The sequence below is a fragment of the Variovorax sp. YR634 genome, assembly GCF_900106655.1.
Taxonomy (GTDB): domain Bacteria; phylum Pseudomonadota; class Gammaproteobacteria; order Burkholderiales; family Burkholderiaceae_C; genus Variovorax.
Genome location: NZ_FNOL01000026.1, coordinates 48,209 through 67,264, shown reverse-complemented (window position 1 = coordinate 67,264; position 19,056 = coordinate 48,209). Strand labels below are relative to the sequence as shown.

Annotated in this window: 12 protein-coding genes; 5 read left to right on the top strand and 7 right to left on the bottom strand. The window is 67.1% G+C overall.

The window, feature by feature from the left end:
- Nucleotides 1-498, bottom strand: a complete 498-nt coding sequence (locus tag BLV60_RS29535) for a hypothetical protein (RefSeq protein WP_093081362.1) — start codon at nt 496-498, stop codon at nt 1-3.
- A 56-nt stretch (nt 499-554) separates the two neighbouring features.
- On the opposite strand from BLV60_RS29535, the gene xdhC reads away from it, so the two are divergent.
- The 3 genes from xdhC (at nt 555) to BLV60_RS29520 (ending at nt 4,205) form a co-directional block, all read left to right on the top strand.
- The gene (gene xdhC, locus BLV60_RS29530; RefSeq protein ID WP_093058861.1) at nt 555-1,364 is read left to right on the top strand and encodes a xanthine dehydrogenase accessory protein XdhC; all 810 of its coding nucleotides are present in this window, start codon (nt 555-557) and stop codon (nt 1,362-1,364) included.
- 217 nt (nt 1,365-1,581) lie between these two features.
- Nucleotides 1,582-2,787 (top strand): urate hydroxylase PuuD, encoded by a 1,206-nt coding sequence (locus BLV60_RS29525; RefSeq protein ID WP_093058860.1) that lies wholly within the window; start codon nt 1,582-1,584, stop codon nt 2,785-2,787.
- Nucleotides 2,788-2,864: 77 nt separating this feature from the next.
- Nucleotides 2,865-4,205, top strand: a complete 1,341-nt coding sequence (locus BLV60_RS29520) for a glycerate kinase type-2 family protein (protein ID WP_093058859.1) — start codon at nt 2,865-2,867, stop codon at nt 4,203-4,205.
- Nucleotides 4,206-4,214: 9 nt separating this feature from the next.
- Here the strand turns inward: BLV60_RS29520 and BLV60_RS29515 are convergent, their stop codons facing one another.
- Nucleotides 4,215-4,802, bottom strand: a complete 588-nt coding sequence (locus tag BLV60_RS29515; protein WP_093058858.1) for an LURP-one-related family protein — start codon at nt 4,800-4,802, stop codon at nt 4,215-4,217.
- Between the two features lie 239 nt (nt 4,803-5,041).
- Between BLV60_RS29515 and BLV60_RS29510 the strand changes: the two genes are divergently transcribed.
- Entirely contained in the window at nt 5,042-6,484 is a 1,443-nt protein-coding gene (locus tag BLV60_RS29510; RefSeq protein ID WP_093058857.1) for an NAD-dependent succinate-semialdehyde dehydrogenase, read from the top strand.
- Nucleotides 6,485-6,491: 7 nt separating this feature from the next.
- Here the strand turns inward: BLV60_RS29510 and BLV60_RS29505 are convergent, their stop codons facing one another.
- From BLV60_RS29505 to BLV60_RS29490, 4 genes are all read right to left on the bottom strand, one after another.
- Complete coding sequence (locus BLV60_RS29505) at nt 6,492-7,208, bottom strand: MgtC/SapB family protein (protein WP_093058856.1); 717 nt, start codon at nt 7,206-7,208, stop codon at nt 6,492-6,494.
- A 32-nt stretch (nt 7,209-7,240) separates the two neighbouring features.
- The gene (locus tag BLV60_RS29500; RefSeq protein ID WP_093058892.1) at nt 7,241-7,816 is read right to left on the bottom strand and encodes an HAD family hydrolase; all 576 of its coding nucleotides are present in this window, start codon (nt 7,814-7,816) and stop codon (nt 7,241-7,243) included.
- 161 nt (nt 7,817-7,977) lie between these two features.
- Nucleotides 7,978-10,746 (bottom strand): magnesium-translocating P-type ATPase, encoded by a 2,769-nt coding sequence (gene mgtA / locus BLV60_RS29495; protein WP_093058855.1) that lies wholly within the window; start codon nt 10,744-10,746, stop codon nt 7,978-7,980.
- A 215-nt stretch (nt 10,747-10,961) separates the two neighbouring features.
- Complete coding sequence (locus BLV60_RS29490) at nt 10,962-11,165, bottom strand: hypothetical protein (RefSeq protein ID WP_093058854.1); 204 nt, start codon at nt 11,163-11,165, stop codon at nt 10,962-10,964.
- Between the two features lie 821 nt (nt 11,166-11,986).
- Here BLV60_RS29490 and BLV60_RS29485 point away from each other — a divergent pair.
- The gene (locus tag BLV60_RS29485) at nt 11,987-12,484 is read left to right on the top strand and encodes a low molecular weight protein-tyrosine-phosphatase (RefSeq protein ID WP_093058853.1); all 498 of its coding nucleotides are present in this window, start codon (nt 11,987-11,989) and stop codon (nt 12,482-12,484) included.
- On the opposite strand, the gene BLV60_RS29480 is transcribed toward BLV60_RS29485, so the two are convergent.
- Nucleotides 12,450-18,941, bottom strand: a complete 6,492-nt coding sequence (locus tag BLV60_RS29480; RefSeq protein ID WP_256329628.1) for an autotransporter outer membrane beta-barrel domain-containing protein — start codon at nt 18,939-18,941, stop codon at nt 12,450-12,452. The two genes, BLV60_RS29485 and BLV60_RS29480, sit on opposite strands and share 35 nt — an antisense overlap.
- Nucleotides 18,942-19,056 lie beyond the last annotated feature (115 nt).

The window sequence follows — 19,056 nt, the reverse complement described above, 5'->3', positions numbered from 1 at the left end:
TCAGTCGCCTTGTTGCTGGCCTTCTGTCAGGGTGTCGAGCTGGAAGCGCCCGCTCTTGTCCCACAGCCAGGTGTCGGTCCACGTGACCGCTCCGAGGCGCGTGGCGGCGGGGAAGGGCGCGGCCTGCAGCACGGCACGCTCGATCTCGGCGATCACTTCGGGCGCATGCTGGGGCGCGCGCAACCAGTGCATCGACACCACCTTGCCACCCGCATCCAGGTTCACCTGCAGCGTACCGACCGCATAGAGCATCGGCGGCAATTGCCCGCCGTAGATGCGCGAGCGGTTGATCTCGTAGATGTGGCGCGCCGCATCGCGGCGGTAGTCGCGCGCCGTGGCGGCGTTCGATGCACGAGGCACCCGGCCGGATGCGCTGGAAGGGGAGGCGCTGCTCAACTGGCCGGGCACGGCACCAGGGCTGCCGCAGCCGGCCAGCCAGAGGGCGGAAAGAACGGAAGCAGCAAGTGCAAGGCGGCGGGGCGTAAGCTGGCGATTCATCGCCGGGTTTATACCGTGAGTCTTCATGGGCCAGGCAACCGAAGGTATCGACAACGATGAGCGGTGCGGTCGATCAACTGCTGGCACGTCTTCGCCACGAAGACGCGGTGCTGGTGCGCGTCGAATCGACGCAGGGCTCGGCGCCGCGCGAGGCCGGCACCTGGATGGCGGTGTGGGCCGATGCGCTCACGGCCACCATCGGCGGTGGGCAGCTCGAATTCCAGACCACGAAGGAAGCACGCGAAATGCTGGCTGGCTCGCGCAAGCCCTTCGATGGCATCCAGCGATACCCGCTGGGCCCGAGCCTGGGGCAATGCTGCGGCGGCGTGATGTTCCTGTCGTACGAGCGCATCACGGCCGCTGATGCGCCAAGGCTGCAGCGCGAACTGGTCGCGCAACTCAAGCCCGTGGCGCTGTTCGGCGGCGGCCATGTGGGCGCCGCACTGGCGCGGCTGCTGGCTGCGCTGCCGTTTGCGGTGCGCTGGATCGACAGCCGCGACGGCGTGTTTCCCGACGAATTGCCCGCGCAGATCGACACCGAACATTCAGAACCCGTGCAGGACGCCGTGGCCGCGCTGGCGCCGGGCAGCCGCGTGCTCATCATGAGCTTCAGCCATGCCGAAGACCTGGACATCGTCATCGCCTGCCTGAAGCGCCTGCGCGAGCGCAACGACTTGCCCTATGTCGGCCTGATCGGCAGCAAGACCAAGTGGGCCACTTTCAGCCATCGGCTCGAGGCGCGGGGCTTCACGGCCGACGAACTGGCCCGCATCACCTGCCCGATCGGCGTGCCCGGCATCACGGGCAAGGAGCCCGAGGTGATCGCCGTGGCAGTGGCGGCACAGTTGTTGCAATCGCTGGGCTGAACAGGGTTTTCCCGGCGGCCACGCCCTAAAAACAGCCCCGTCCCTTGCCAAAACTGTATACACTTTCGGTCCACAACAAGCCGCAGCGGAGCGAGGCCCATTTTTTCATGGAGCCTGCGTTCGCGGCACTTTCTCTGCTTACAGCGCCCGCGGTGGTGAGCAGGCTGAAACCCCTCCTTGGTGCCCCCACGCGCCAATCGGGTTGAGAGAGAAGCATATGGAAAGTTATTACCTCGACTGGGCCAACCTGCTGCTGCGCTGGGTCCACGTCATCACCGCCATCGCCTGGATCGGCGCCTCCTTCTACTTCGTGATGCTGGACAACAGCCTCGAGAAGCCGCAGGACCAGGAATCGCTCGACAAGGGCGTGGGCGGCGAGCAATGGGCCGTGCACGGCGGCGGCTTCTACAACATGCAGAAGTACGCGCTGGCGCCCAAGAAGCTGCCGGACCACTTGCACTGGTCGTACTGGGAGAGTTATTCGACCTGGATCACGGGTTTCACGCTCTTCACCATGTCGTACCTGTGGAACGCGAGCACGTACCTCATCGACAAGTCGAAGATGGACTGGCAGCCCGGCGCCGCCATTGCCGTGGCGCTGGCCTTCTTCGTGGTGTTCTGGATGGTGTACGACGGCATCTGCCAGATCTTCGGCCGGCGCAAGCACGGCGACACCATCGTCGGCGTGCTGATCGCCATCTTCATCGCCTTCGCGACCTGGCTGGCCTGCCAGTGGTTCGCAGGCCGCGCGGCCTTCTTGCTGGTGGGCGCCATGATGGCCACGACCATGAGCGGCAACGTGTTCTTCTGGATCATTCCCGGCCAGCGCAAGAACGTGGCGGCGCTGCGCGAAGGCAAGCCGGTGGACCCGGTGCACGGCCAGCGCGGCAAGCAGCGCAGCGTGCACAACACCTACTTCACGCTGCCGGTGCTGTTCGCGATGCTGAGCAACCACTACAGCTTTACATACACGCACAAGTACAACTGGATCGTGTTGCTGCTGATCATGCTCGGCGGCGCGGCCATTCGCCAGTTCTTCGTGGTGCGGCACCGCTTCAAGCTGGGCAATGCGGGCAACCCGCTGCCCTATGCGCTGGTCGGCATCGTGGTGCTGGGCCTGACCATCGTCTGGATGAAGCCTGAACCCGTGGCGGCCCCCGCGGTGGCTGCCGCTGCGCCTGCCGTTCCGTTCAAGGACGTGCAGAAGGTGCTCGAACAGCGCTGCTTCATGTGCCACGGCGCGGCCGTTCAGATGAAGAACGTGCGCGTCGATTCGCCGGAGCAAGTGGCCGCGCATTCACAGGCGATCTACCAGCAGGTGGTGGTCACGAAGATCATGCCGATGAACAACGCCACGGGCATCACCGACGAAGAGCGGGCCCTCATCAGCCGCTGGTTCCAGGCTGGCGCAAAGACCAACTAGACAGACAGAAGTTGACCGGCGGCAAGAGGGCGGGTCACGGTCCGCAGCACAATCGCCGGATTGGAGACAAAGCAGCAATGACCGCATCGAACCCCGCCTTCGGCCCCGCTCCCGATCCGCGCGAAGCCCCGCGCGCCTTCCTCGAACATCTCTACCGTGTGGCGGTGGACCGCGCGCTGCCGCTGTCCACGCTGGGCGCCCATCTGCCGCCGCCGCCCAAGGGCCGTACGCTGGTGCTGGGCGCAGGCAAGGCCGGCGGCTCGATGGTGCAGGCGCTCGAGGCCCTGTGGCCGGCCGATGCGCCGCTGTCGGGGCTTGTCGTCACGCGTTACGACCACATTCCGCCGCGGCCCGAAGGCGTGCCGCAGCGCATCGAGATCGTCGAGGCCGCACACCCCGTGCCCGACGCCGCAGGCCAGCAGGCCGCCGAGCGCATCCTCGCGCTGACGCAGGGCCTCACTGCCGACGACCTTGTGCTGTGCCTGATCTCGGGTGGCGGTTCGTCGCTGCTGGTGCTGCCGGCTGAAGGCCTGACGCTGGCCGACAAGCAGCGCATCAACAAGCAACTGCTCGAAAGCGGCGCAGGCATCGGCGAGATGAACTGCGTGCGCAAGCACCTGTCGCGCATCAAGGGTGGCCGGCTGGCGGCGGCATGCGCGCCGGCCCGCGTGGTGACGCTGACGATCAGCGACGTGCCAGGCGACGACGCAGCCGTCATCGCCAGCGGCCCGACGGTGCCCGACGCCACCACCTGCGCCGATGCGCTCGCCATCCTCGACCGCTATGGCATCGAAGTGCCCGCGCCGGTGCGCGCGCAACTCGAAAGCGGTGAACTCGAAACGCCCAAGCCGCACGACGCCGTGTTCAAGGGCCACGAGACGCACATGATCGCCACGCCGCAGCAGTCGCTCGAAGCCGCGGCCAGGGCTGCGCGCGAGGCCGGCATCGAGGCGCACATCCTCAGCGACGAAATGGAAGGCGAATCGCGCGAAGTCGGCAAGGTGCACGCTGCGCTGGCGCGAGCGGTGGCGCACCGCGGCGAGCCGTTCGCGCGGCCCTGCGTGATTCTTTCGGGCGGCGAGACCACGGTGACGATCCGCCCACGCCAGCCGGGCCAGGCCAAAGGCCGCGGCGGGCGGGCCGGCGAGTTCTGCATGGGGCTGGCCGGAGCGCTCATGGGCCAGCCACAGGTGTGGGCGCTGGCCGCCGACACCGACGGCATCGACGGTGTGGAAGACAACGCGGGCGCCTTCGTCACGCCCGACACGCTGGCGCGCGCCACCGCTGCCGGGAAGAAGCTGTCGGACCATCTCGACCGCAATGACGCCTACGGCTACTTCGACGCCATCGGCGACCTGTTCGTGACCGGCCCGACCCACACCAACGTCAACGACTTCCGCGCGCTGCTGGTGCTGTAAGGAGCTTTCTTACTCCTTCAGCACCATGTCGATGCACATCACCGCCGCCACGATCAGCAGGCGGCGGGCATCGTTGGCCGGCACGCCCGGGTCGATCGACAGCATGTAGTTGTCGGCGGTGGTGAAGAGTTCCTTGCCCAGCCCCGCCCATTTCTTGGACACGGCGGCGAACTCGGTGCTGCCCTGTACGAAGCGGAAATCCCAGCTGGTCCACTTGCCCTTGAGCGTGCAGGCGACCCGCTCCTGTGCGTCGAGCACGTCGAACTTGCCGCCGATGGAAAAGAGCTTCTGCTTGAACGAACCGACGACCTGGTCGTTGCCGTCGAGCACCTGCACCTTCGACAGGAAGATGGACACGCCGCGCTTGACCGACAGCACCTTCTGCCCTTCGGGCGTCGACACCACCACGTCGAATGGCGTGAAGCGCTTGTAGTCGGTGAAGCGCAGCAGCTTGCTGAAGAAGCCGAGGTTCGGCTCGCGGCACTCCAGAATTTTCTGTTGCGAATTCGGGTCAAAGATGTCGTAGTTGTTGGCGGCCTTGAAGATGCCGACGTGTTCCTTGATGAAAAACAGGTTGTTGCGCAGCGCTGCGTGCATGGATTTCCCTCGTCCTCTGTGTGTTTGTGTGACGGGGATTATGTTCGGCGCGCATGACGACTCCGTTCTTCGCCCGTGACCGCCGGCGGGCGAGGTTTGTGAACTCGGGTTAATCTATGCCCCCGGCGGCCTGTGGCTGCCGTTGAAGCCGGCGCATCCTTTCGGGTGCAGAGCCGCACAGCACCTCCAGAATTCCCCATTCTTCTTTTCATCATCCAGTCCCCGAAGGAAAGTTCGCCATGACCGCCACCTACACCGACACCCGCCTGCTGATCGACAACGAATGGGTCGACGCCACCGGCGGCAAGACGCTGGACGTCGTGAACCCCGCCACCGGCAAGGCCATCGGCAAGGTGGCTCACGCCAGCATCGCCGACCTCGACCGCGCCCTGGCCGCCGCACAACGCGGTTTCGAGACCTGGCGCAATACCCCTGCCAACGAGCGCGCCGCCGTCATGCGCCGCGCCGCCGGCCTCATCCGCGAACGCGCCCCCGAAATCGCCAAGCTCCTGACGCAAGAGCAGGGCAAGCCGCTGGCCGAAGCCAAGGGCGAAACGCTGGCTGCCGCTGACATCATCGAATGGTTCGCCGACGAAGGCCGCCGCGTCTACGGCCGCATCGTGCCCTCGCGCAACCTGGCCGCACAGCAACTCGTGCTGAAGGAGCCGCTGGGCCCCGTCGCCGCGTTCACGCCGTGGAACTTCCCGATCAACCAGATCGTGCGCAAGCTCGGCGCTGCGCTGGCCACCGGCTGCTCGTTCCTGGTGAAGGCCCCTGAAGAAACCCCGGCATCGCCCGCTGCGCTGCTGCAGGCTTTTGTCGATGCAGGCATTCCGCCCGGCACCGTGGGCCTGGTGTTCGGCAACCCCGCTGAAATCTCGAACTACCTGATCGCCCACCCGATCATCCGCAAGGTCACCTTCACCGGCTCGACCCCGGTCGGCAAGCAACTCGCCGCGCTGGCCGGTTCGCACATGAAGCGCGTGACGATGGAACTGGGCGGTCACGCTCCGGTGATCGTGGCCGAAGACGCCGACGTGGCGCTGGCCGTCAAGGCAGCGGGCGCGGCCAAGTTCCGTAATGCGGGCCAGGTCTGCATCTCGCCGACCCGCTTCCTGGTGCACAACAGCCTGCGCGAAGAATTCGCCCGCACGCTGGTCAAGTACACCGAAGGCCTGAAGCTCGGCGACGGCCTCGCCGAAGGCACGACCATCGGCCCGCTGGCCAACGCGCGTCGCCTCACCGCAATGGCCCATGTGCTGGAAGACGCGCGCAAGAAGGGCGCCACCGTGGCGGCCGGCGGTGAACGCGTGGGCGACACCGGCAACTTCTTCGCCCCCACCGTGCTGACCGACGTGCCGCTGGACGCCGACGTGTTCAACAACGAACCCTTCGGCCCCATCGCCGCCATTCGCGGCTTCGACAAGCTCGAAGAAGCGATCGCCGAAGCCAACCGCCTGCCCTTCGGCCTGGCCGGCTATGCCTTCACCAAGTCGATCAAGAACGCGCACCTGCTGAGCCAGAAGCTCGAACTGGGCATGCTGTGGATCAACCAGCCCGCCACGCCGTCGCCCGAAATGCCGTTCGGCGGTGTGAAGGATTCGGGCTACGGTTCGGAAGGCGGCCCTGAAGCGCTCGAGGCCTACCTGAACACCAAGGCCGTTTCGATCCTGGGCGTTTGATCGGCGCCTAGTCTTCGGCGGAGGCGTTCCAGAACGCCTGCTGTACGCCGTCGAGCGTTTCGAGCTCGGCAATCACCTGGTCGAGCTCCAGCGGCTCGACTGCGGTAGCGTACAGCGTCGCCTCGATTTCCGTGTCGGCCGGCCCGAAGGCGTGCTGGTCGACGTCGCGCACCGGGTAGTTCGCGGCTTCCAGGAGCAGCAGTAACTGGTCCATTACCTCGGGCCGCGCCGCGCGCGAGCAGATCACGCGCACCGCATAGGTCGCCTCGCTCGATTCTTCGCTGATCGGGCGACGGTTGATCCGATTGACCACCGGCCGCAGCAGCGTGTTGCTGGCCAGCACGAACAGCGCGGCGATCATCGCCTCGCCCAGCAGATCGGCACCCGCGCAGGCGCCCACCGCCGCCGACCCCCACAGCGTGGCCGCCGTGTTCAGGCCCGTGATGTTGGCGCCTTCCTTCATGATCGCGCCCGCGCCCAGAAAGCCGATGCCCGAGACCACGTAGGCCACCACGTGCACGGCCCCGTCCTGGCCATGCAGGCGATTGGCCATGTCGACGAACACCGCCGCACCCACGGCCACCAGCGTGTTGGTGCGCAGGCCCGCGGTGCGCTGCCGTATCTGCCGCTCGAGGCCGATCAGCGAGCCGAGGACGAACGCGGCCGCGACGCTGATGAAAGTGTCGAGCAGCGAGAGCAGGTTGATGTTCTGGATGGCTTGCATCGAAAGGTTCCTTGTTGTTGTGATGTCGATGTTCAATCGGCCGGCGGCGTCATGCCGGTATGCCGCTGGATGTGTTCACGCCAGTTGCGCTTCTCGATACGCCTCACATTCGGAACGTCCGCAAGGTGCGTCAGATACGTCGCCAGCAGCGGCAACTCCGCATCGCTCCTGTCGCCCACGAACTCGCGCACCGTCACCAGATTGCCGTAGCTCCTCGCGTACTTCGATGGCGTGTCATCGACGGCGATGATCGATTCGAGTGGATAGCCCTTGGACTTCAATTTCTGCAGGTTCTTGATGCTCTGGTACTCACCCGTCGTCCAGTCTCGCGTTGTCGTGCAGCGTGCGCTCGACCAGACAAACTCCAGCGTGCCGCTCGGGAAGATACGCTCGACGATTTGCAATGCGTAGCTTTCGCCCGATGCAGTCCAGACACCGACCTTAAACTGCGCGAGCACGTTGCTCACGAAGTCGGCAAGGTGCGGTCGCAAGTGCACGCGATAAGGACCGACGCGAAAATCTTCGTCGTGGCCGAGTGCGTTCTCCGTGGCGTGAACCAGCGTTTCGTCGAGATCCAGCACCAGAAGTTTGCGGATCTTGGGTGTCATGTGCATGTCGGGTTGCGTCACATTGGGAGACAAAGCATATTCGACCGTTGTGCGCTGTTTCGGGGGGCGAGCACCCTGTCGATGTGATCAATCAGAGTCGTGGTTGATCGGCCAGCACGACAGTCGCACGTGTCCCGAACAGTCCCCTCAGCACAGGCACATCACTGCCACCCATACCGCCGCGCATACCACCCCTTCACCGCCTGCGTCAGTACTGCATAGCCGACCAGCATGGCGACAAGCCAGGGGAAGTACATCAACGGCAGCGCCTGCAGCTTGAAGTAGTGCGCCAGCGGCCCCATCGGCAGCCAGATGCCCACCGCCGCAATCGCCGCACCCATGATCAGCAGCGGCCATGCCGCGCGGCTTTGCAGGAAAGGAATCTTGCGCGTGCGGATCAGATGCACGATCAGCGTCTGCGACAGCAGGCCCTCGACGAACCATCCCGACTGGAACAGCGTCTGGTGGCCCACCGTGTTGGCCGCGAAGACGAACCACATCACTGCGAACGTGAGGATGTCGAACACCGAACTCAGCGGGCCGAAGAACACCATGAAACGGCCCAGGTCCGCCGGGTTCCAGCGCTGCGGGCTCTTGAGGAACTCCTCGTCCACGTTGTCGAACGGAATCGCGATCTGCGACACGTCGTACAACAGGTTCTGCACCAGCAGGTGCAGCGGCAGCATCGGCAGGAACGGAAGGAACGCGCTCGCCACCAGCACCGAGAACACATTGCCGAAGTTCGAACTGGCAGTGAGCTTGATGTACTTGAGCATGTTCGCAAAAGTGCGGCGCCCCTGGATCACGCCTTGCTCCAGCACCATCAGGCTCTTCTCCAGCAGGATGATGTCGGCCGACTCCTTGGCCACGTCCACCGCGCCGTCCACCGAGATGCCGATGTCCGCGGCGCGCAGCGCGGGCGCGTCGTTGATGCCGTCGCCCATGAAGCCCACCACATGGCCATTGGCATGCAGCGCGTGCACGATGCGCTCCTTGTGGGCAGGCGTGAGCTTGGCGAACACCTGGTGCGCTTCGACCACCAGGCGCAGGTCGGCATCGGCCATGTCCTCGATCTCTCGGCCGAGCACGATGCGGCCGACTTCCAGGCCCACGTCGGCGCAGACCTTGCGCGTGACCAGTTCGTTGTCGCCCGTCAGCACCTTCACGGCCACGCCGTGCTCGGCCAGCGCGCGCAATGCGGGCGCGGTGGATTCCTTCGGAGGGTCCAGGAAGGCGACGTAGCCCAGCAGCGTGAGCCCTGACTCATCGGCCACGCCGTAGGCCGGCTTCCGTGCCTCGGTCTTCAGCGAACGGCTGGCCACGGCCACCACACGCAGGCCCTGGGCATTGAGCTCCGACGCCACGCGATGGATGCGCGCCAACACCTCCGCATCGAGCGCCAGCACTTCAGCGCCACGCTCGACCGAGGTGCATACCGACAGAATCTCTTCCAGCGCGCCCTTGCAGATCAGCAGGTGCTCGCTGCCGCCATTGGCCACCACCACCGACATGCGCCGGCGCGAGAAATCGAAGGGCACTTCGTCGATCTTGCGATAGGCCGTCTGCAGACGCGTTTCGAGTTGCAGCTCGGCATGGCTCAGCACGGCTTTGTCGAGCAGGTTCTTCAGACCCGTCTGGTGAAAGCTGTTGAGGTAGGCCAGCTGCAACACGTGGTCCGAGCCTTCGCCCCAGGCGTTGGTGTGGCGCTCGAGCACGATGCGATCCTGCGTCAGGGTGCCGGTCTTGTCGGTGCACAGCACGTCCATGGCGCCGAAGTTGTGGATGGCCTCGAGCCGCTTCACGATCACCTTCTGGCGCGACATCACGACCGCACCCTTGGCCAGCGTGGCCGTCACGATCATCGGCAGCATCTCGGGCGTGAGGCCGACCGCGATAGACAGCGCGAACAGCGCCGCCTCCCACCAGTCGCCCTTGGCAACGCCATTGATCACCAGCACCAGCGGCGCCATCACCAGCATGAAGCGGATCAGCACCCAGCTCACGCGGTTGATGCCTGCCTGGAACGCGCTGGTGCCGCGATCAGTGGCTGTCACGCGTTGCGCCAGCGCACCGAAGAATGTGCGATCGCCCGTGTGCACGATGAGCGCGGTAGCGGTGCCGCTGATCACGTTGGTGCCCATGAAGAGCAGGTTCTCGCGTTCGAGCACGCCCGCCGCGTGGTCGCCGCGATCGACGACGAATTTTTCCACCGGCATGGCCTCGCCCGTCAGCGCGGACTGGCTGATGAACAGGTCCTTGGCGGTGAGCAGTCGGCAATCGGCCGGGATCATGTCGCCGGCCGACAGCGCGATCACCTCGCCCGGCACCAGGTCGCGCATCGGCACTTCGACGCGCACCGTACCGGCGTGCGTGGTGTCGAAGCCCTCGTCGCCAGCGGCACCCGCCTTGTAGCCCGGCGCAGGCCGCAGCACGGTGGAGGTGTTGCTCACCATGGCCTTGAGCCGGTCGGCCGCCTTGTTGGAGCGCGACTCCTGCAGGAAGCGCAGCACCGTCGACAGCACCACCATGCTGCCGATCACGAGCGTGGCCTTCATGTCCTCGGTGACATAGGAGACCAGCGCCAGCACCGTCAGCAGCAGGTTGAACGGATTGCGGTAGCACTGCCACAGGTGCTGCCACCAGGGCAGCGGCTGCTCGTGGCGAACCTCGTTGCTGCCGAGGCGCTTGCGCAGCACTTGCGCATGGCCTTCGCTGAGGCCGCGCGGCGAACTGTTGAGCTTGAGCAGCATCTCGCCGGCATCGGTGCGCGAGGCGGTGCCCAGTGCCTTCGCGATGTCGGGCGGCATGCTGACGAAGGAGCCGGTGCCGACGGGCTTCGATCCCAGCAGCGTCTGCCAGCGCTCGAAGTGATGCAGCATGTGGCGGCTGCGCAGGAAGCTTTCGAAGAAAGACTTCAGGACGTTTTTCATGGGGTTCTCCTTCGGGGCGGCCGCCGCCCGCCCAGGGAGAACCTCCGGGCATCAATCAGCCAGGAGCAACCCTTTGCGAAGCGCGGCGGCGGGCCGCGTTGTTGTTGGTGCAATCGATCGAAGCGAAGGGGGCGCGCTACGGCGCAAATGAGAGGCTGGGTCCATCGTGTGCTCCCGGGTTGCTTGCAGGTTGAAAGAAGGGTTCGGAGCGCGGCTCAGCGGCGAGGCGCGCAGGCCGGCTGGAGCACCAGGAAGCTGCGGATGCGGCGCGTTGTCCAGAGCGCCGCGGCCTGGTCGAGCGAGGCATCGACGACGGGCGCGGCGTCAACTGCCGCAGGGTCGCGGGCAGGCGCGTGCGCCGACGGGCGAACGCGCTGCTGCTGTTCGTGCGGCTGACGACGAAGATGAAAGTGACGCATGACAAGGCTCCTTCGCAGTGAAGGGCCTCGTGCACGGACGCACGCAAGCTGACTGAAAAAGTCAGCGACGAAACGACGGGAATCGGGAGGAGGGAAACCGCTTGCCGATGAGGCAAGAGGGCCACGCTGTGTGCACACCGGCACGCAGCGCGGGAGAAGCCTGCGCTAGAGAGCCGGGTGTGTCACGCCTGCCGAGGCACGCGTCTTGTCACTGATCCAACTGGCACTGTCCACGCACGGGGCTCCGAAATGAAGATGCAGGATTGTTGCACTGCGGCACGAACAGCGTCAACCATTTTGGCCATGTCCCTCGATGCCAGTATGGTAGTTATCGCCTCACTGTTGCGGTTACGTCCAGCTTGTGCGGGCACCTGAGACGGTCGTGCAAACTGCGCGCCCTCACTTCACAGAACACCCGCGCTGACTTCATGCTGAATTCACTTCGCTTGAGCACACTGGCTTCGACAGCAGACGGCGCTGGTAGAGGCGAGGGAGGAATAAAACCGCTCAGGGAAGTGCCTCGATGCCGACTGCTGTCACCTTTCACGGTCTGCAGGACCATCAGACCAGATCGCTCGGGCGTGAAAAAGCCCGCTCGAAGCGGGCTTTGGGAATGTGGTCGTGAACTCTTACGCGGTCCACGCTACGGCAAATTCTTTTGCATGAAGTCATTATTGTTTTTCTCGTCGTAGTGACTTCGACGCGCTGGTGTGAGATTCAGCTTGCCTGGCCAGGCAGTGCTCAGGATCATTGAGCGAGGTCGCATTGTAGCCTCTCTACCGCATCCATCAGCCCGCGAAATCATCCAGCCGTTGTCGCATATGAAGAAACTGGCAATTCTGTTTATTTGCACCGGCAACATCTGCCGCTCCCCCACAGCCCACGTCCTGTTGATGCACAAGGCCCGCGCAGTGGGTTTCCACGTCGAAGTCGACAGTGCAGCCGTCTCCGACGAAGAGCGCGGCAATCCGCCCGATCCACGCTCCGTGGCCGAGGCCAAACGCCGCGGCATCGAGATGCACGCCCATTCCGCGCGGCAGGTCCGCAGGGCCGACTTCGAACGTTTCGACCTGATCATCGGCATGACTGCCCAGCACTGCGCCGCGCTGCGCCGGCTTGCGCCCGCAGGCACGGCCCACAAGGTGCACCTGTTCACCGAATTCGCCGAGGGCGTCGAAGGCGATGTGCCCGACCCCTGGTATGGCGGGCAACAGGCTTTTGTCGAAGTTTTCGACCTGATCGATCTTGGCGTCGATGGCCTGCTGACGAGGCTGGCCGCGCTTGCTACCAGCGCACCCGCACACCCAGCGACGCGTTGATCGAGCTCTTCAAGCGCGCCGCGCCGCCCGAGGCCCACAGCTTGCCCAGCTCCCCGTAGAGCGAGGTGCGCTCGCCGAGAGCGAGCGTCACGCCACCGGCCGCTTCGGTGCTGGTCGAGCCCGTTTCGCTGCGGATGGCCGTGCCGCCGCCGAAGTTCAGGAACTGCGTCACGTCGGCACCGCCGGAGGCGTGGAACACGTTGATGCGCCCATAGGGCTGCAGCGTCCCCGCGCCGGTGGCGATCTCGCCCTTGATGCGCACGCCTGCGCGCACGATGAGGCCGTCATGCGGGTCCTGTGTCACCGCGGCGCCGGAGATGCCCGTGTCGTCCATGCGCAGGCGCTGGTGAATGAGCTGCAACTGCGGTTCCACGATCCAGCCGCTGCCGATGCCGAAGGCCTTGCCCACCTCGATGGAGGCCAGCAGGCTCTTGCCCTTGCCCGAGCTGCCGAAGGTCGCGAACGGCTGCACGTTGTAGCGGTGCTGGCCGGCCTGCAGCACGGCATCGGCGTACCAGCCCTCGTCGCCGTGCCAGGTGGCGTAGGCGCCGAGGTAGCGGCTGCGCAGGTCGTTGGAACCCACGTCCAGCCCCTGGATGCCGCGCGCGAAGCCGTTCACGCGGATGTTGCCTTCGAGCTGGCCGACGTAGACGCCCACGTTCCAGCGGGTGTCGGCCCACAGGTCGGTGCCGGCCTGGAAGCCGTGGAGGCGACCCTTGCTCTGCGCGTTCGCGGTGCCGCGCTGGCTCGCGTCGATGTCGGCGCTGATCAGGCGGCCCCAGGCGCGGCGACCGCGAGCGCTGGCGCCGTCGGTGGCGAGCCGCGTGTCGTCGCCGCCGCGCAGGTGCAGGTTGCCCAGCATATCGAGGTTGCCTTGGCGCAGCTGTTGCGCCAGCGCGGCATACAGCGGCACTTCGATGCGGTAGGTAGGCAACCCGCCGATCCCGCCCGGCCCGCCCGGTGTTCCAGGAAGGCCGCCGGTGGTGGAGCGCAGGTACCAGTTCTCGCCGCTGCCGCTGGCATCCGCCGGATACAGCCGGTACTCGTAGGCGCCAGCGTCCACGTGGCCGCCGGCCAGCGAGAAGGCGTCCCTGGTGGTCTGTGCGGTGGTGGTCGCGCCGTTCAGGGCGCTGATCACCTCGATGCCGTTGCCGGTCGTCAGCGCGCCCAGTCCGCCGAGGTTGATGATCTGCACCGTGGTGCGCCCGCTCGCGGTCGCGCCGGCGCCGTCGAGCACCAGGCGGTCCGAGGGGCCGGTGGCATTGAGCACCGCGCCCAGTTGCAGGATGCCGTTGTTGCCCGTGTAGGGCCCAGTGACGGTGAGCGTGGTGCCCGGCGCGGCGCCGGCCAGCGAGACCGTGCCGCTGTTGGCCAGCGCGGCCACCGTCTGGCTGAAGCCGGCCAGGTCGAGCGTCGCACCCGCGGACACGCTGGTGGCGGAGGCAGGGCTCAACGCATTGGCCGCGCCCGCGCGCAGCGTGCCCGCGTCCACCTGCGTTGCACCGGTGTAGGTGTTAGCGGTGCCGGCCAGCGTCAGCGTGCCGCTGCCCTCCTTGACGAGCGCGCCGCCGCCGCTGACGGCGCCCGTGAGCGTGCCGTTGAAGGCACTGGTGTCGACCACCGCGCCGCCGCCGCCGGCGGCGAGCGTCACGTTGTTGGCGACCGTCAGGCCATCGGCCGCAAGACCGAGCGTGGTGCCGCCGGACATCGCAAGCGCGCCCGTGCCCAGTGCCGCATTGGCGCCCACGTCGATGCGGCCCTGTGTGAGCGATGTGCCGCCCGCATAGCTGTTCGCGCCGGTCAACGTGAAGGTGCCCGTGCCTTGCTTGATCAGGTCGCCGCTGCCGCTGAGCGTGCCGCCGAAGGTGGTGCTGGTGTTGTCGCCGCCGGTCGTGAGCGTTGCGCTGCCGAGCTGGAGTTCGCCGCCGGCCGCGCCGCCGCCGGACAGCGAGCCGATGGTCTGGTTGAAACCGTTCAGGTCCAGCGTTGCGCCCGCCGTGTTGGCCAGTGCGATCGGCGCGGTGGGATTCAGCAGGTCCGGCGCGCCGAAGCGCAGCGTGCCGGCTGCGACGGTGGTGGCGCCCGTGAGGGTGCTGGTGCCTGCGAGCGTCAGCGTGCCTGCGCCCGACTTGACCAGGCCGCCGCTGCCGCCGAGCGCGCCGCTGGCGGTGAAGTCCAGACCCGGATCGACGATCTCGATGCCGCCGCCCGCCGCGCCGATGTCCAGGTTGCGCGCGGTACCGGTGAACGCGGTGCCCGTCACCTGCAGGCGCCCGCCGTCCAGCGTCACATTGCCGGCGGCCGCGCCGAGGTTCACATCGGCGGAAACGGACAGCGTGCCGCCCTGTACCGCGGTGCCGCCGGTGTAGGTGTTGGTGCCGCCGAGAACCAGCGTGCCGTCGCCGGTCTTGGCGATGCCGGCCGTGCCCGCGACCGTGTTGTTCAGCGTGGCGGTGAAGCCGGCCGAGCCCGCGCCGCCGTCGCCGACGCGGATCTCCGCCTTCGCGCCGCCCCCTGCGCCCAGCAGCGTCAGCGCGTCGCCGGTCAGCGTGTAGCCGTTGCTCGCGAACTGCAGGCCGGTGGCCTGTACCGCGCCGCCGGTGTTGTCCACCGTCACGGTGCCCGGCGCGCCGGTGAAGATCGCGAAGCCCGGCTGCGGCTGCATCGGCAGCGAGATGTTGCCCACCGCATCGGTCCACACCGGCGAGGTGGTCGACCAAGTGCCGGTGCCGCCGCCCGACTGCGTCGGACTGGCCAGGCCATTGGCATTCCAGAAGTCCAGCGTCATGCCCGTGCTGTTGACGAGCGTGAAGCGCTTGTCGGCGCTGAGGTTCTGCAGGACCACCGTGGCGCCGCCGGGCACACCGCCCAGCGTCAGCGTGCCGCCGCCCGTGAGCGCGCCGCCGTAGTCCACGAGCCGGTACACACCGGGGCCGAAGCCGCCGGTGTCCGTCACGTTGATGGTGGTGTTGCCCGCGATGAGGAGGTTGCCGCCCACGCTCACGCTGTCGCTCTGGCCGGGCGTGGCGAAGTTGGCGCCGGGCGTGCCGAACTGATAGTCGAACACGCTGCCGTTGGCAAGCGACAGGCTGCCGCCGATGGTGAGCATGCCCATCGCGCCGGGGGTGCCCGGTGCCAGCACGGCAGTGTTGTTGAGCGTGACATCGCCACCGATGCGGCCATTGCCCGACAGCGTGGAGCCGTTCTGCATCGTGACCGCGCCGCTCCCGGTGGCGCTGCCGGTCGCGTTGCCCACCTGCAGCGTGCCGCTGGCGACCACGGTCGGCCCCGAGTAGGTGTTGGCGTTGTTCAGCGCCAGCGTGCCGGTGCTGCCCATCGAGATTCCCCCGGCGCCGCTGACCGTGCCGCCGAGCGTGATGTTCCTGGCGCCCGCGACACCCAGGTTGTCGTTGAGCACGACGTCGTTCGCCAGCGCCACGTCGGTGCTGGCGCTGAGCATCGCGGTGCTGGCCACCGTCAGCGCGCCGGTACCCAGGGCTGTGTTGTTGCCGACGCTGAGCGTGCCCGCCTGCAGGGTGACGCCGCCGCCGAAATTGTTGGCGTTGTTGAGTGCCAGCGTGCCGGTGCCGTTCTTGATGAGCGAGCCGGCGCCGCTCACCGTGCCGTCGAGCGTGAGGTCTGCTGCACCGCCCACCGTGAGCCCCGCGCCTGCCCCGAGCGTGACGGCGTTGGTCAGCGCGAGTGCACCGCCCGTGCTCGACAGCGTGGCGTTGCCCGTCACGCCGAGCGTGCCGGTGCCCAGCGAGGTGCTGGTGCCCAGCGCGAGCTGGCCGCCGGCCAGCGTCACGCCGCCGCCGAAGTTGTTGGCGCCCCCCAGCGTGACGGCGGCGGTGCCGTTGACCGCGAGCGCGCCCGCACCGCCGATGACGCCGCCCAGCGTGAGCGCATTCGCGCCACCCAGGCCCAGCGTGGCGCCGCCGTTCACCGTGACGTTGTTGCCCAGGGTAATGCCGGGTATGCCCGCGTTCAGGTTCGCGCTGCCGCTGACACCGAGCCCACCTGTGCCCAGCGCGAGGTTGTTGCCCACGCTGAGCGTGCCGCTGGCCAGGTTGACGCCGCCCAGAAGGCCGACGTTGGCGCCATTGAGGCCCAGCGTCGCCGTGCCGTTGTAGCCCAGCGCGCCGATGCCCGACACCAGCCCGCCGAGGGCGATGTTGTTGGCGCCGCCCACTGTCAGGCCCGCGTTGAGAACGACCGCGTTGCCCACGCTCACGTTCGCACTCGCATCGAGCGTGGCGGCGCCGTTGACCGTCAGCGCGCCCAGGCCCAGCGACGTGTTCGTGCCGATGCCCAGGCCGCCGGCCTGCAGGTTCACGCCGCCGGAGAAAGTGCTCGCGCCGCCCAGCGAGAGCTTGGCGGCACCGGTCTTGATGAGGCCGCCGAGGCCGCCGAGGGCGCCGTTGAGAGCCAGGTCGCTGCCGCTGCCGATGGTCAGGCCGGCATTGAGGTTGAAGTTGTTGGCAAGGCTCACGGCCGCGCCGGCCGTGAGCGAGCCGGCACCGCTGACCGTGACCGCCCCCGTGCCCAGCGCGAGGTTGTTGCCGACGGTGAGCGCGCCGCCGCCCAGGTTGAAGCCGCCGGCGAAGTTGTTCGCGCCGTTGAGCGTGAGTCCCGGCGCACCGGCCAGGCTCATGCCGCCCGCGCCACTGATCGTGCCGTTGAGCGTCAGCGCACCGCCTCCGCCACCCGCGCCGAAGTTCAGTGTGTTGTTGAGCACGACAGCGTTGCCGATCGTCACGCCGGCCACACCGGTCAGCGAACCGGCGCCATTGACGGTCAGCGCGCCCGAGCCGAGCGCGGAACTGTTGCCGAGGTCGATCGAGCCGGCCTGCAGCACGGTGCCGCCGCCGTAGTTGTTGCTGCCCGTCAGCGCCAGGGCGCCGCTGTTGAGCGTCAGGCTGCCGGCACCGGCAATGTTGCCGCCCAGAGTCAGGGCGCCCGCGCCGTTGAGCGACAGGGCGCCATTGAGCTGCACCGGGTTGGTGAGCGTGCCCGTGAAAGCGGTGTTCAGCGTGGCCGGACCACCGACCAGGAACAGGCCGGTGCCGAGCGAGCTGGCCGAGCCCAGCGTGAGCCCGCCCGCATTGAGCGCCAGCCCGCCGCTGAAGTTGTTGCTGCCGGACAGCGTCAGGGTGCCGGCCCCGTTCTTGATCAGCCCGCCCGCGCCGCTGATCGTGCCGCCGAGCGTCAGGCCGTTGGCGCCCTGCACGATCAGGCCGCCTGTCAGATTGACGTTCTGCGCCAGCGCCAGGCCCGGAAGCGACGCCTCGATGGCGCCGCCGTTGGCCGTCAGCGCCCCGGTGCCGAAGGCCAGCGGGTTGTCGAAGACCGAGAGACCGCCGTTGAGCGTGGTGGCGCCGCTCACCACCGCGCCGGTGAGCGTCCACGTCCCGCTGTTGACGGTCAGGTTCTCGAAGTTGAGGTACTGCAGGCCCGAGATGTTGCCGGTGCCGCCCGTGCCGGAGCCGGGTCCGGCGATGGTGTTCTGCAGCACGAGCGTGTCGCTTCCGCCGACGCCCGCATCGACCGTGCCCGTGGCGGCGAATGTGAGCAGGCCCGGTGGGAGGGTGAGCGTGGGAATGGCCACGGCAGGCAGCGGTATCAGTGGATTGCCGATCGACGACCCGGTCACCGCGACGAAGGTGTCGTTGCTGACTGTGGTGCCCAGCGAGACGCTGCCGTTGATGGTGCCCGCGTTGACGAAGGTGTTGCCGCCAGCGGTGGGACTCTCGAAAGCCACGCGGCCCGTGATCGTTCCGGTGTTCGTGAAGTTGACGTTGCCGCCGCCGTAGACGGCGACCGCGATCGAGTTGACCGGATCGAAAGCGCCCAGCACGCTCACGCCGATCGAGCCGCTGTTGTTGAACGTCGTGGTTCCGGCGTTGGCGATGACCGCCGCCGTGCCGAGCAGGCCGAAGGTGCCGTCGAAGGTGCCTTCGAGCGAGCCCGAGTTGTTCACCGTGACGTTGCTGCTGGTGGGCGCGATCAGGTTGCCGATGGTCAGGGCCCGCGCGAGCACGAGGGACCCCGCCGCATTCGCATCGATGGCACCCAGGTTGTTGAGCGTGATGTTGTTGCCCCCAAGGGCCATCGCGGTGCCGCCGGGCAGCGTGCTCATGATGCCGCCCGCCTGCACCGTCACGGCGAGGCCGTTCGCGTTGCTGAGAAAACTGTTCGGGTTCGGCGGCAGCGTGATCGGCACGCCGGTGCAACTCACCGTGTCGTTGTCGATGGGGGCTGCGGGTGTGCATGCCGCCGCCGCTTCGCCGCTGTGAAACTGCAGCGCCGCCAGCACCGCGAGGGCAGGGAGCACGCTGTGGCATACAGCACCGGTGCTGCCTCTTGTCCTTCCTGAACCACTGCGCTTCGTCAGTTCCGATGCGACCCGGAACTCCCCCGACCGATGATCAAAGATGACACGGTAGACATGGTTCACGGCTCGCCTCCAGCCTTGTAATGGCTGCGATTATTTGTATCGAGGCGTGTGAAATGAAAGGGTACTGAAAGGCTTCACGGAGCGCGAAGCCGCGGCGAATGAGGTCCAAGGAATT

What these genes read in the sequence shown, in the direction of transcription:
- BLV60_RS29485 (WP_093058853.1), top strand. Translation starts at nt 11,987, where the DNA reads ATGAAGAAACTGGCAATTCTGTTTATTTGCACCGGCAACATCTGCCGC.
- BLV60_RS29515 (WP_093058858.1), bottom strand. Translation starts at nt 4,802, where the DNA reads ATGCACGCAGCGCTGCGCAACAACCTGTTTTTCATCAAGGAACACGTC.
- xdhC (WP_093058861.1), top strand. Translation starts at nt 555, where the DNA reads ATGAGCGGTGCGGTCGATCAACTGCTGGCACGTCTTCGCCACGAAGAC.
- BLV60_RS29510 (WP_093058857.1), top strand. Translation starts at nt 5,042, where the DNA reads ATGACCGCCACCTACACCGACACCCGCCTGCTGATCGACAACGAATGG.
- BLV60_RS29500 (WP_093058892.1), bottom strand. Translation starts at nt 7,816, where the DNA reads ATGACACCCAAGATCCGCAAACTTCTGGTGCTGGATCTCGACGAAACG.
- BLV60_RS29535 (WP_093081362.1), bottom strand. Translation starts at nt 498, where the DNA reads ATGAATCGCCAGCTTACGCCCCGCCGCCTTGCACTTGCTGCTTCCGTT.
- BLV60_RS29490 (WP_093058854.1), bottom strand. Translation starts at nt 11,165, where the DNA reads ATGCGTCACTTTCATCTTCGTCGTCAGCCGCACGAACAGCAGCAGCGC.
- BLV60_RS29525 (WP_093058860.1), top strand. Translation starts at nt 1,582, where the DNA reads ATGGAAAGTTATTACCTCGACTGGGCCAACCTGCTGCTGCGCTGGGTC.
- BLV60_RS29520 (WP_093058859.1), top strand. Translation starts at nt 2,865, where the DNA reads ATGACCGCATCGAACCCCGCCTTCGGCCCCGCTCCCGATCCGCGCGAA.
- BLV60_RS29505 (WP_093058856.1), bottom strand. Translation starts at nt 7,208, where the DNA reads ATGCAAGCCATCCAGAACATCAACCTGCTCTCGCTGCTCGACACTTTC.
- mgtA (WP_093058855.1), bottom strand. Translation starts at nt 10,746, where the DNA reads ATGAAAAACGTCCTGAAGTCTTTCTTCGAAAGCTTCCTGCGCAGCCGC.